This window comes from Specibacter sp. NPDC057265 (assembly GCF_042668835.1).
GTDB lineage: Bacteria > Actinomycetota > Actinomycetes > Actinomycetales > Micrococcaceae > Specibacter.
In genome coordinates this window covers 152,958-165,547 of record NZ_JBHUYE010000006.1, presented here as the reverse complement: position 1 = coordinate 165,547, position 12,590 = coordinate 152,958, and the positions used below count along the sequence as shown (strand labels likewise).

Annotated in this window: 10 protein-coding genes; all 10 read left to right on the top strand. The window is 65.1% G+C overall.

All coding sequences use genetic code 11. The annotated features are described in order from the left end of the window. Positions 1–840: a proteasome subunit alpha gene (prcA, locus tag ACFUCV_RS06845; RefSeq protein WP_380813803.1), complete on the top strand. Its 840-nt coding sequence runs from the start codon at positions 1–3 to the stop codon at positions 838–840. A gap of 86 nt (positions 841–926) precedes the next feature. Next, positions 927–2,297 (top strand): Pup--protein ligase, encoded by a 1,371-nt coding sequence (pafA, locus tag ACFUCV_RS06840; RefSeq protein ID WP_380813800.1) that lies wholly within the window; start codon positions 927–929, stop codon positions 2,295–2,297. A gap of 153 nt (positions 2,298–2,450) precedes the next feature. Then, entirely contained in the window at positions 2,451–3,434 is a 984-nt protein-coding gene (locus tag ACFUCV_RS06835) for an FKBP-type peptidyl-prolyl cis-trans isomerase (protein WP_380813797.1), read from the top strand. A gap of 23 nt (positions 3,435–3,457) precedes the next feature. Further along, positions 3,458–3,853, top strand: a complete 396-nt coding sequence (locus ACFUCV_RS06830; RefSeq protein WP_380813794.1) for an FKBP-type peptidyl-prolyl cis-trans isomerase — start codon at positions 3,458–3,460, stop codon at positions 3,851–3,853. 126 nt (positions 3,854–3,979) lie between these two features. Beyond that, positions 3,980–6,112 (top strand): helix-turn-helix transcriptional regulator, encoded by a 2,133-nt coding sequence (locus ACFUCV_RS06825; RefSeq protein ID WP_380813791.1) that lies wholly within the window; start codon positions 3,980–3,982, stop codon positions 6,110–6,112. 9 nt (positions 6,113–6,121) lie between these two features. Beyond that, complete coding sequence (locus tag ACFUCV_RS06820) at positions 6,122–6,493, top strand: hypothetical protein (protein WP_380813789.1); 372 nt, start codon at positions 6,122–6,124, stop codon at positions 6,491–6,493. Positions 6,494–6,514: 21 nt separating this feature from the next. Continuing rightward, positions 6,515–6,841 (top strand): Sec-independent protein translocase subunit TatA, encoded by a 327-nt coding sequence (gene tatA, locus ACFUCV_RS06815; RefSeq protein WP_380813786.1) that lies wholly within the window; start codon positions 6,515–6,517, stop codon positions 6,839–6,841. 17 nt (positions 6,842–6,858) lie between these two features. Next, complete coding sequence (gene tatC, locus ACFUCV_RS06810; RefSeq protein ID WP_380813783.1) at positions 6,859–7,701, top strand: twin-arginine translocase subunit TatC; 843 nt, start codon at positions 6,859–6,861, stop codon at positions 7,699–7,701. A 51-nt stretch (positions 7,702–7,752) separates the two neighbouring features. Then, positions 7,753–10,632 carry a DEAD/DEAH box helicase gene (locus ACFUCV_RS06805; protein WP_380813780.1) on the top strand — a complete coding sequence of 960 codons (2,880 nt, stop codon included), beginning with the start codon at positions 7,753–7,755 and terminating at the stop codon, positions 10,630–10,632. 61 nt (positions 10,633–10,693) lie between these two features. Continuing rightward, positions 10,694–12,325 carry an amidohydrolase gene (locus tag ACFUCV_RS06800; RefSeq protein ID WP_380813777.1) on the top strand — a complete coding sequence of 544 codons (1,632 nt, stop codon included), beginning with the start codon at positions 10,694–10,696 and terminating at the stop codon, positions 12,323–12,325. The last annotated feature ends 265 nt before the right edge of the window (positions 12,326–12,590 follow it).

Below are 12,590 nucleotides of genomic sequence, written 5' to 3'. Positions count from 1 at the left end.
ATGACCCAGCAATTCTACGTATCCCCGGAACAGGTCATGAAGGACCGTGCCGATTTTGCGCGCAAGGGCATTGCCCGGGGCAAATCCGTGGTGGTGCTCAGCTATGCGGGCGGGATTGCCCTGGTGGCCGAAAATCCTTCACCCACGCTGCATAAAATTGGTGAAATCTATGACCGGATCGCCTTCGCTGCGGTGGGTAAATACAACGAATTTGAAAGCCTCCGCCAGGCAGGCGTGAGGTACGCCGACGTCCGCGGCTACTCCTACGACCGTGTGGACGTCACCGCCAGGGGCCTGGCCAGCGTCTATGCCCAAAGCCTTGGCAGCGTCTTCACCGCCGAGCAAAAACCCTTTGAAGTGGAGCTGGCCGTGGCCGAAGTGGGCCGGGAGCAGGAGGATGACAGCCTGTTCCGGCTGAACTTTGACGGCTCCATCACCGATGAACGCGGTTTTTTGGCCATGGGCGGCCGGGCGGAGCTGGTCCAGGCCTCCCTTGCCGAACACTGGCACACGGGCGGACAGCTGCCCGGGGTGCTGCGCTGGGCGCTCACTGCCTTGGCCGCGCCACGGGCGCAGGCCGCCGGGCCCACCACCGTGCCGGCGGCGGAAACTGCCCGGCCCGCAGCACCGGCACCCCCGGAAGCAACGGTGTCCCCGGTGGGAACTGCACCCCGGGAGGCAACGGTGTCCCCGGTGGGAACCGTATCCCCGGTGGGAACGGCGCTGGCGGCGGGCAATGTGGAAGTTGCGGTGCTGGACCGCACCGCCACACGGACCCACGGATCCCACCGGGCGTTCAGGCGTCTGACGAACACCGAGGTGGCCGGGCTCCTGGGCTGAAGCAGCCTGGAAGAACGGCAACACTGCAGCTTGGCTTTTAAAATTATGCGCCGGAGACGGCTTCACCAAACAAGGAGAACCAGGGCGTGGATCGGCGAATATTTGGCATTGAAACTGAATTTGGGGTCGCCTACTCGGCACCGGGCAAACGTCCGCTGTCACCGGAGGAGGTGGCCAGATACCTGTTCCGCAAGGTGGTCAGTTGGGGGCGGTCCTCCAATGTGTTTTTGCCCAATGGTTCCAGGCTGTACCTGGATGTGGGTTCGCATCCGGAGTACGCCACGGCCGAATGCGACGGCATTGGCCAACTCATAGCCCATGACAAGGCCGGGGAGGCGATCCTGCATGAGCTGGTCCAGGAAGCGCAGGAACGCTTGGAACAGGAAGGGTACAGCGGAAAAGTATTCCTTTTTAAAAACAATGTGGATTCGGCCGGCAATTCCTATGGCAGCCATGAAAACTACCTCATCACCCGCAAGGGCGAATTTTCCCGCCTGGCGGACATTCTTATTCCCTTCCTCGTCACCCGGCAATTGATTTCCGGTGCCGGGAAGGTGCTGCCCGCCCAGCAGGGCGGAAAATACGCCTTCTCCCAGCGGGCGGACCATATCTGGGAAGGGGTCTCCTCCGCCACCACCCGCTCCCGGCCCATCATCAACACCCGCGACGAACCCCACGCCGATGCCGAGCTGTACCGCCGCCTGCACGTCATTGCCGGGGACTCCAATATGTCCCAAACCACCACCATGCTCAAGATCGGCAGTGTGGATTTGATCCTGCGCATGGTGGAGGCAGGCACCATCATGCCGGATCTGCGCCTGGAGAACCCCATCCGCAGCATCCGGGAGATATCCCATGACATCACCGGCCGGCACCCCTTGAAACTGGCCGACGGGCGCACCATCAACGCCATTGAGCTGCAGCGCCAATATCTGGGCAGGGCCGCCGCGTTTGTCCAGGCCAACGGCGCCCACCACGAACTCGTGCCCAAAGTTTTGGAGCTGTGGGAACGCACCCTCGATGCGGTGGAATCTGGGAACCACGCCAGCATAGACACTGAAATTGACTGGGCCATCAAAGCCAAACTCCTGGGCGCCTACGCGCAGCGCCATGGGCTGGAATGGGGGTCCCCCCAGGTGGCGCAGCTGGATTTGCGCTACCACGACATTTCCCCCGAACGGGGACTGTTCAACATGCTGGAACGCCGGGGAGCGGCGGCACAGGTCATCGGCCAGGATGAGGTGCGCGACGCCGTCGACCGGGCGCCGGCCACCACCCGGGCAGCGCTGCGGGGCCAGTTTGTGACCGCCGCGCGGGACTCGGGCCGGGACTACACGGTGGATTGGGTGCACTTGAAGCTCAATGACCGTTCGCACCAGACGGTGCTGTGCAAGGACCCGTTCAGCAGCACCGATCCCCGGGTGGATGCCTTGATTGCCTCACTGCGCAGTTTTTAATCCCGGCGCCGGTGCGCACCGGGGCCCGGAACCGTTGCAGCTTATGCCCAGCTTTCACGGATAGGCTGTTTCAGGTTTACGGCGCGGCCCACCCCAGCGGAGGCCCGCGCCGCAATCTGCCCCCTAACGAATCCAGCCACCGAAAGTGTCCCTGTGCGCCGACTTCTTGCCCTGCTACTGCCCCTGCTGCTCCTGGTGACGGCTTGTTCCCCCGGGTCATCGGACCCCGCAGCCTCCGGGGATGCCGCCATTTCCATTCCACCGGCCAATGCCGAGGTCCTGGCCTCCGTCAAGGTCAAGGACGAAGGGGAGGGCAAGGCCCCCACGGTGACCTTCGACAAGCCGCTGGCCATTGAGGCTGAATCCATGGCCCTGGTCAGCGACGGAACCGGCGAACAGATCCGGGAGGGACAGATCGTGGAGTTCCGCGAAATTGCCCTCAACGCTGAATCCGGGGAAACCCTTGGTGAGAACTTCACGAAGGAAGCGGGTGGAAAGATTGTTCTGGATGAGACCTTCAAACAGCAGTTCCCGCTGGTCTTCACCACCTTCACCGCGGCCAAGGTTGGTTCCTACATTGCCTACGGCATGCCGGGATCCGAGGCTGCCGCGGCCACCACCCAGGCCCCCGCCGAGGAAGCGACACCTGCCAGCATGAGCGTGTTCCAGGTCAAGAGCGCCAAGGATGCCCCGCCGGTTGTGGAGCCTTTGGCCAAGCCCGAAGGGGACCCGGTCACCCCGCCGGCAGGCTTGCCCACTGTTGCAGAGGACGGGCAGGGCACTCCCGCGATCACCATTGGGGATGCGAAGGCACCCACCGAGCTGGTTGCCCAGGACCTGATCACCGGCAAGGGCGCCGTTGTGGCCGCGGAGGATTCCATTGTGGCCAACTATGTGGGCGTGAACTTTGCCAGCGGGGAGATCTTCGATTCCAGCTTTGAGCGGGGCGAACCAGCCACCTTCTCCCTGCAGGAAGTCATCAAGGGCTGGACCCAGGGGCTGGCCGGCAAGACCGTGGGTTCGCGCGTGCTGCTGGTCATTCCCCAGGCCCTGGCCTACGGTGATCAGGCTTCCGGCGACACCAAGGGCGATCTGGTGTTCGTTGTTGATATTCTGGGTATTGCCGCAGCGCAATAGGCTTTTCATTTCTAAGGAGCAGCATGTCTTTTGGAGAACGCAAACTCGACCGCACCAAACCGGAAATTGATTTCCCGGATCACGGTGTGCCCACGGAACTCGTCATTGAGGACTTGATTGTTGGCACCGGCACCGAAGTGGTCCGCGGCAGCACCGTGTCCACCCACTATGTGGGTGTGGCCTTCTCCACGGGCGAGGAATTTGATTCCTCCTGGGGACGCGGGGCGCCCCTGGATTTCCAGGCCGGAGTGGGCCAGGTCATTCAAGGCTGGGACCAGGGCCTGCTGGGCATGAAGGTCGGCGGACGCCGGCGGCTGGAAATCCCCTCGGAGCTGGCGTATGGTTCACGCGGCGCCGGCGGAGCCATTGGCCCCAATGAAGCCTTGATCTTTGTGGTTGATTTGGTGGCCGTGCGATAGCGGCACCACCGTCGCCACCAACCCGCAGCCAATGCCCCCCAGCACCTTGTGCGAAAGGGGCCCGTGGCTGCGGGTTGTTGGTTTAAGTGTCCGCTGGATGGGTCAGGCGCTAGTACGCTAGGCCATGTGTCCACGAAAATCGATTCCACCGAACGCCTGCTCAACCTGGTGATTGCCCTGCTGGGAACCCGGCGCGGCTACAGCAAAAGCCATATCCGCGGCCACGTCAATGGATACCTGGCCCCGGCGGCAGGCGGCAAGGATGAGGAAAAGGCGCTGCAGTCCTTCAACCGCATGTTTGAACGGGACAAGAAGACCCTGTTGGAGCTGGGCATCCCCATCATCAGCTACGGCATTTCCGGCAGCGGCGACGAGGACCAGGCCCTGTACCGCATCGACCCCGAGGACTACCAGGTGCCCGAGGTGCGCTTGGACGAGTCCGCCATGGCACTGGTGGCGGTGGCGGCGAACCTGTGGGCCGAGGCGACCCTGGGGGAGGCGGCGCAATCGGCGCTGCGGAAAATAGCCGCCCGTTCCGGCACCGGCTGGTATGAGGATGACAGCACCGTCCAATCCCGGATCCGCACGGTTGAGCCGGCGTTTGAACCCCTGTGGACGGCCCTGCGCAACCATCAAGTGGTCACCTTCGGCTACCGCGGCGCCGGTGCTGCCGCCAGCGCCGAACGCACGATCGAGCCGTGGGGGCTGGGGAACAAATACGGCCAGTGGTATTTGGTGGGCCGTGACGTGGACAAGGACCGCCGGCGCAGCTTCCGCCTCTCGCGCATCACCTCCGAGGTGGAGGTGCACGGCAAAGGTGGTTTTGCCCCGCCGGCGGCTTTCAACATTTCCTCCCTGCTCAGCGAGCTGGGCACCGGAGAGGCCGCCGAAGCGGACATTGCCGTGCCCGTCAATTCCGCCCACGAATTAAGGTCCCGGCCGGGAACCCGGCTGCTGACGCCCGAGCAGTGCGCGGCCGCGCCTTGGGGTGCGCTGTGGCCGCCGCGGCCGGGCTGGGACGTTGTGCGCGTGTCCTATCGCGAGCCGGAACTCATGGCCGACGACGTCGCAGCCCTGGGGGCGCACGCGCACCTTCTGAGCCCTCCGGCGCTGCGCAGCGAGGTGGTCCGGCGCCTGCGTGCGGCGGCGGCCGCCGCCGGCACCCCGGTTGACGCCACGGAGCTGTCCTGGGCCAAAGCCGTGCAGGCCGCCCCGAAGCGGAAAAGGGATTCCCGGGACCGGCTCATCAGGCTGTTGTCCATGGTGCCGTATCTGGTGGCCAATCCAGGGGTGGAGGAAGCGCAGGTGCTGGCTGAATTCGGCATTACGGCAGCCGAATGGGCCAGGGACCGGGACACCTTGAACGTGACGGGCCTGCCCGGCTACTATCATGGCGACCTCATGGACGTCATTACGGAATCGGGCCAGGTTTTCATCCGCGACGCTGAAACGCTTGCCAGCCCGCTGCGTCTGACCCGCGAGGAGGCCTGCACGGTTTTGGTTGGTTTGCGTGCCCTGTGGGCGGTTGTCGACCCAGGCAGGGAGGCTGCGCTGGTTCAGGCCACGGAACAAGTCGCCGCGGTGGCGGGCCAGGACGCCTGGCTCAGTGATGCCGTGGGCATCCACCTGGTCTCCGGGATGGAAATTGACACCATCACGGCCCTGCAGGAGGCCATTAACAGCAAGCGGGCCTGCGTCATCCGCTATTTGGTGGCGTCCCGGGACGAGGTGGGGGAGCGGACGGTGGAACCCCGGCGGCTGTTCTCCGTTGATTCGGCGTGGTTCCTGCGTGCCTGGTGCCGACGGGCCGGGGGGCTGCGAAGCTTCAGGGTGGACCGCATCCAGTCCCTGCAGGATGTGGGGCCGCAGGCTGCCGCTGTGCCGGAAGGGAGCCAGGGGGATCCCCTGGCGGGTGTTTACCACCCTGGCAGCAACGACACGGAACTTTGCCTGCTGGCTGAACAACGCACCGCCGAGCGGCTGGCGCCGGCCTACAATGCCCGTTTGTTTGCCGTCCGGACCAAGGATCCAGCGGCGTGGGGGGCCACACCTCAGGGCTGGGTGGGTATGCGTTTTCTGGTGGGCGACCCGGCCACTGTGCCCGCGCTGATGGCCAGGCTTGGGGGAAGCGCCTGCGTGGTCGCGCCGCCGCAGGTGCGCTTTGACACGGCCGGCTGGCTGGAGCGGGCAGCACGCAGTTATGACGGCGCTCACGCTGTGGGCGAAACCGCGGACGCCGCACCCGGCCGCGGCCGATAGACTCCTGTTATGCCTTGGTGGTCGTGGGTTCTCATCTGGACGGCGCTTATTGCCGTGTCCCTGCTTTTTGTTGCCTTTCTTGCCTGGAGGCTTTGGCGTGGCGGCACGGCGTTGATGCGTGCCGTGGGCGCCGCAGGCGAGGAACGGGGAAGCTATTGGGCCCAGAGCCTGGAACGGGCCACGGCGGCGCGGCGTACAGAGACCCCCGACGAGGTGTCCGGCAGCGCGGTTTTTGCAACGCCTGAAAAAATGAAGGATGATTACGTAGCTGCCCGGGAGCAACGGCGTTTTGCCCGCCTCCAAAGGCGCGTCGCCCGCCGGAAAGAACGCGGCCAGCTCCAATCCTTGCGCGACATCACAGCTTTACAAGACGTAGGATGAACCAAAAGGAAAGGCGTTACCGTGGGAAGACTTTTTGAGAGCCCCTGGGCTATCACCATCATCATCATTGTTGTGCTCCTGCTCTTCGCCGCCCCGAAGCTGCCGGGCATGGCCCGCAGCCTGGGACAGTCCATGCGGATCATTAAATCCGAGGTCAAGGAAATGAAGAACGACGGCAAGGACGACGCCGCCTCTCCCCGGCCCACCCCCTCGACGCCCCCCGCCCAGCCGGCGCCCACCCCGCAGGCCACGCCGGAGGCCCCCTATGAGGGCCGGATTGTCAACAACCCGCCGCAGGGCAATGTCACGGGCGATGGTACCGGAACCGGTACCGGCGCTCAGCTATAGAAACGGCAGCAGCTCCGGTGGGCACCACCAAGGGCCGCAAGGCCAACCCTGAAGGGCGCATGCCGCTCAAGGCGCACTTGATCGAGGCCCGCAACCGCCTCTTCAAAAGCGCCTTGGCAATGCTCCCCGGCGTGGTGCTTGGTTGGATCCTCTACGATCCGCTGTTGTTTGCCCTGACCCAGCCCCTGCGTGACATCAGCGCGTCCCGGAACATTGTTGCCACCTTGAACTTTCAAGGTGTCACAACGTCCTTTGACCTGAAGATCCAGATCTCGCTGATCCTGGGCCTGATCATTGCCTCGCCGGTGTGGATCTACCAGCTCTGGGCGTTCATCACCCCGGGATTGACCAAAAAGGAACGCCGCTACACGCTTTCCTACATGTTCGCCTCGGTGCCGCTGTTTCTTGCCGGCATTTACGCCGGCTGGGTCATTTGGCCCAATATTGTCAAGGCCCTGACCGGATTCACCCCTGCCGGCAGCGAAAGCGCCAACATCATTACGGCGCTTGAGTATCTCCAGTTCGCCATGCAGCTCATGCTTTTCATGGGGGTTTCCTTCCTGGTGCCCATCCTGTTGTTTGCGCTGAACGCCCTTGGCATGGTGCGTGGGCGCACCTACCTGAAGGCCTGGCGCTTTGTGATCCTGGGCGTGACCATCGTCTCGGCCATGGCCGCCCCCGGCTCGGACGTGATGAGCATGTTCTTCCTGGGCGCACCCTTGCTGGTGTTGTACTTTGGCGCGATTGGCTTGTGCCTGATCAATGACAGGCGCCGGGACCGCAGGGACGCCAAGCGGCTCAAACAAGCTGAACTTGACGCTGACAAAGCCACGCCGTCCACGGACCTGGAGATCCTTTAAAGCGTCCCCGGCGAGGATTTTCACGCAGCAGCCCTGGCGTAGGCTTGGAGCATGCACAACCCTGAAATGCTGAGCCCCTCCGAACGTTACTTGGCGGCCAAGGAGCGCACCCGCGACCTCGGAAGCGATTTTGGAGATTTCAAGGCAAGCCTGGACTTTGAGCTGGATGATTTCCAAAACACCGCGTGCCGTGCCGTACAGGCCGGCCGCGGTGTTTTGCTTGCCGCACCCACCGGGGCAGGCAAGACCATTGTGGGCGAGTTCGCCGTCTTCCGTGCACTCCAGCACGGGAACAAGGCCTTCTACACCACTCCCATCAAGGCCCTGAGCAACCAAAAATTTCAGGAACTGGCCGCCAAGTACGGTGCCGCGAACGTGGGCCTGCTCACGGGTGACACCAGCATCAATGCCGAGGCGCCCGTGGTGGTCATGACCACCGAGGTGCTCCGGAACATGCTGTATGCCGACTCCGCCACCTTGGCCGGCCTGGCGTATGTGGTCATGGATGAGGTGCATTACCTGGCGGACCGTTTCCGTGGTGCCGTGTGGGAGGAAGTGATCATCCATCTGCCCACCGAGGTGGCGGTGATTTCCCTCAGCGCCACCGTCTCCAACGCCGAGGAATTTGGTGCCTGGCTGGGCACCGTCAGGGGTGACACCGCAGTGGTGGTTTCCGAACACCGCCCCGTGCCCCTGTGGCAGCACGTTTTGGTCCGCAAGGATTTGGTGGACTTGTTTGCGGACAACGTCCCCTTTCAGGAGGCCGCCCCCGCTGAGGATGGCCGGGCCGCCAAATCGCCGAAGATCAATCCGGAACTGTTGAAACTGGCCCGTTCGGAGTCCATCAGCATTGGCCGTTCCAGCAGTTACGGCCGCCGCGGTGGTGGAGGTTCCCGGGGCCGCGGCTACCAGGAACGCGGTTCCCGGTGGCAGGAGGACCGCGGCCCGGTGCGGACCGCGCCGCCCAGCTGGGCGAAGGCCGCGTCCCGTCCCCAGGTGATCAGGGCGTTGGAAAAAAGGGATCTGCTGCCCGCCATCACCTTCATCTTTTCCCGCGCAGCCTGCGACGCCGCCGTGGAGCAGTGCGCCGCGGCCGGTTTGTGGCTGACCACCCCGGATGAGCGCGATGAAATTGCGCGCCGCGTGGATGCGGCCTGCAGCGACCTGCCGGACGCGGACCGGGAGGTGCTGAACTTTTGGGGCTGGCGCGACGGGCTGCTGCGGGGACTGGCCGCCCACCACGCGGGCATGCTGCCGCGGTTCAAGGAGATCGTCGAGGGCCTCTTTGTCGATGGTCTGGTCCGCGCGGTCTTCGCCACTGAAACACTTGCCCTGGGCATCAACATGCCCGCGCGCACGGTGGTGCTGGAAAAGCTGGAAAAATACAACGGCGAGGCGCATGTAAGCATCACCGCGGGCGAGTACACCCAGTTGACGGGGCGCGCGGGCCGTCGCGGGATCGACGTCGAAGGCCACGCAGTGGTGCTGTGGCAGCCGGGAACGGATCCCGGCGCCGTGGGCGGGCTTGCCTCCAAGCGCACTTATCCGCTGAACTCCAGCTTCCGGCCCACCTACAACATGAGCATGAACCTGGTGGCACAGTTTGGCCGGGCCCGCACCAGGGAGATCCTCGAATCGTCGTTCGCCCAGTTCCAGGCCGACCGTTCGGTGGTGGATCTGGCCCGCCAGGTACGTTCCCGCGAAGAGTCGCTGGCCGGTTATGAAAAGGCCATGCACTGCCACTTGGGCGACTACCGCGAATACGCCAAACTGCGCCGGGAGCTGTCCGACCATGAATCCGGGGCGTCCCGCAGCAAGGCCAAGGCGCGCCGCGACGCCGTCGCCGATTCCTTGGGCAGTCTGCGGGCCGGGGACGTGATCATGGTGACCGGAGGCCGCAGCCCGGGGTATGCGGTGGTCATTGACGCCGACAGCAGTGCACGCACCCCCCGGCCGGGAATCCTCGGGGTGGACAGGGACTACCGCAGACTCAATGTCCATGACGTGTCCATGCCCGTGGAGGCCGTGGCCCAGGTGCGGGTGCCCAAGGGCTTCAACGTCAAGGTGCCCAAGGACAAACGGAATCTGCTGGCTGCCGTGGACGCCAAACTCGCTGACAGCCAAGGACACCGGCCGCACCGCTCCGCCGCCTTCGCGCTGCCCGGCACCGTGGCGGAGGAGGACCGCGCGGTCGCCGCCCTGCGCCGGGCCCTGCGGGCGCACCCCTGCCACGGCTGCAGCGAACGCGAAGACCATGCGCGCTGGTCGGAGCGTTGGTGGAAGCTGCGCAAGGAAACCGACGGCATTGTCAGGGCCATCCAAGCACGCACCAACACCATTGCCCGCACCTTTGACCGGGTCATTGACCTGCTGTCCAGCTATGGCTTTGTGGCCACCGACGGGCAGGGGAACCTGCGGCCCAGTGACGATGGCAAACGCCTGCGCCGCCTCTACGGCGAGAAGGACCTGCTCACTGCACTGGCACTGCGGCACGGCTCCTTCAATGATTTGGATGCCGCCGAGCTGGCGGCGTTCACCACGGCCCTGGTCTACCAGTCCAAGCGCGACGCCGAGGGGATGCGTCCGCGCATGCCCAGCGTCAGCCTGGAACAGGCGGTGGAGGACGTGGTGGTGTTGTGGTCCGCCCTGCAGGACGCCGAGGAGGCGCACAAGCTGCCGTTGACGGGGGAGCCGGAGCTGGGACTGGTGTGGCCCATGTACAAGTGGGCCCGCGGACGGAGCCTCCAGGACGCCCTGAACAACACCGACCTGGCCGCAGGCGACTTTGTCCGCTGGACCAAGCAGGTCATCGACATGCTCGGTCAGCTCTCCCAGGTTCCCGCGCCTCCGCCCGGATTTGCCAAGACCTGCCGCGAGGCCATGGACCTGCTGCGCCGGGGCGTGGTGGCCTACGGCGCCGTGTCGGACTGACGTCCCGGGTCCGGCAGGGCCCTTCTGGAATTATTTCTGTTTGTCGAAAGGACAGCTTTTCATGTCATTGACCATGTACCGCAACGGATCGGTGTACAGCGCCGCGGACCCCTTTGCCACCGCCATGCTGGTGGACTCGGACGTGGTGGCCTGGGTGGGGTCCGAGCACGCCGCCGGATCATTGCTGGATTCGCGGATGCGGGAGGTCAACCTTGGCGGGGCCCTGATCGCGCCGGCCTTCGTGGACTCGCACGTGCACCTTACCGAAACCGGCTTGGCGTTGACATCGCTGGATTTGTCCGCCGCCCGCTCTGCCCGGGAGGTCCTTGACCTGGTGGCTGGGGCCGCTGCCGCAGCAGGCGGGCTGCTGCTGGGCCACAGCTGGGATAATGCCGCCTGGCCGGATCCGGTCCTGCCCACGGCGGATGAGCTGGACCGTGCCGCCGGTGGCCGGGAGGTTTATTTGGCGCGGGTGGATGTCCATTCCGGGCTGGTGTCGGCAGCGCTGGCGCAGCGCCTGGGCCTGGCGCAGCTCCCTGGCTGGGACGGTGCGGGACTGGTCAGCGGCCTGGCCCACAAGAGTGCCAGGGACGGCGCCAGGACGTTGGCTCCGCAGCAGCTGGCGGCTGTCCAGCGCAGCGCACTGAAGCATGCCGCCGCCCAGGGGTATGTGGGGCTGGCGGAAATGAGCGCCCCCCATGTGGGCTCCGTGGCGGATCTTGCCTCGTTGATGGCTCTGAGCGCCGCGGATGCCGGGGAGGCGCTTCCCCAGGTTTTGCCGTATTGGGGCCAGCTGGTGTCGGATGCGGCGCAGGCGAGGGAGGTGGTGGCGGAGCTGGCAGCGGCGGGCATTGACATCCTGGGCCTGGCCGGTGACATCAACATTGACGGATCCCTGGGGTCGCGGTCGGCGCTGCTGCGTGAGCCGTACGCCGACGCGCCGGACTCGTACGGCACGGCACATTTGACTGTGGACCAGGTGGCAGCGCACTTTGCCGCCACCTCGGAGCTGGGACTGTCCGGAGGCTTCCATGTCATTGGCGATGGCGCCATGGACATTGCCGTCGCCGCACTGGAACAGGCCGCAGGGGCTGTGGGGATCGACGCCCTCAGGGCGGCGGGGCATCGCCTGGAGCACGCCATGATGGTGGACGGGGCCGCCTTGGAGGCTTTGGCCAAATACTCCGTCGGCGTCTCGCTCCAGCCCGCCTTTGACGCGCACTGGGGCGGCACCGAAGGCATGTACGCCCAACGTCTGGGCGCCCCGCGGGCGGCAACCGTCAAAGCGGTGGCCAAGTTCTATGGAGCAGGGGTGCCGGTATTCTTTGGGTCCGACGCGCCCGTGACAGCGCTCAGCCCCTGGGCCAGCATCCGCGCAGCCCTCAACCACAGCGAACCGGGCTCGCGCATTTCGGCCCGGGCGGCATTCATAGCCCATACGCGGGCCGGCTGGCGGGCCGCCAAGGAGCCCAACTTCATGCAGGGACAGCTGGCAGCCGGTGCCCCCGCCAGTTTCGCCGTGTGGGATGTGGAGGAGCTCATGGTGCAGGTCGCGGATGAAAGGGTGCAGTCCTGGTCCACCGACCCCCGTGCCCGCACTCCGCTCCTGCCGGCCCTGGACACCGGCTCCGATCCGCGATGCCTGCAAACAGTGCACCGGGGCCGGGAACTGTACGCCAGCGGCGACTTTTAAACCCGCCGCATCCGCCGGGGGACCAGGCACGGCACGGGGTTCGCATGCTGGTCCCGCCAATAAATATCGGAACCGACAAAGGGCCTCTGACCTGCGACGATGCGCATCGTGGCAGGTCAGCTGCATATTGACACTGCCCTGAGCTGGACACTAGCTTTAGGGGAGCGGAGAACCTCACTGTGAGGGAACCGGTCGGTGCAAGAAGGCGTTGGACCGACACCTTGGATAAGTCCACGTGCCACTAGAAAACAAGGCAGCTGCCCGC

Coding starts and splice junctions, on each gene's coding strand:
- ACFUCV_RS06820 (WP_380813789.1), top strand. CDS start 6,122: ATGCCTTGGTGGTCGTGGGTTCTCATCTGGACGGCGCTTATTGCCGTG.
- ACFUCV_RS06800 (WP_380813777.1), top strand. CDS start 10,694: ATGTCATTGACCATGTACCGCAACGGATCGGTGTACAGCGCCGCGGAC.
- ACFUCV_RS06830 (WP_380813794.1), top strand. CDS start 3,458: ATGTCTTTTGGAGAACGCAAACTCGACCGCACCAAACCGGAAATTGAT.
- ACFUCV_RS06805 (WP_380813780.1), top strand. CDS start 7,753: ATGCACAACCCTGAAATGCTGAGCCCCTCCGAACGTTACTTGGCGGCC.
- prcA (WP_380813803.1), top strand. CDS start 1: ATGACCCAGCAATTCTACGTATCCCCGGAACAGGTCATGAAGGACCGT.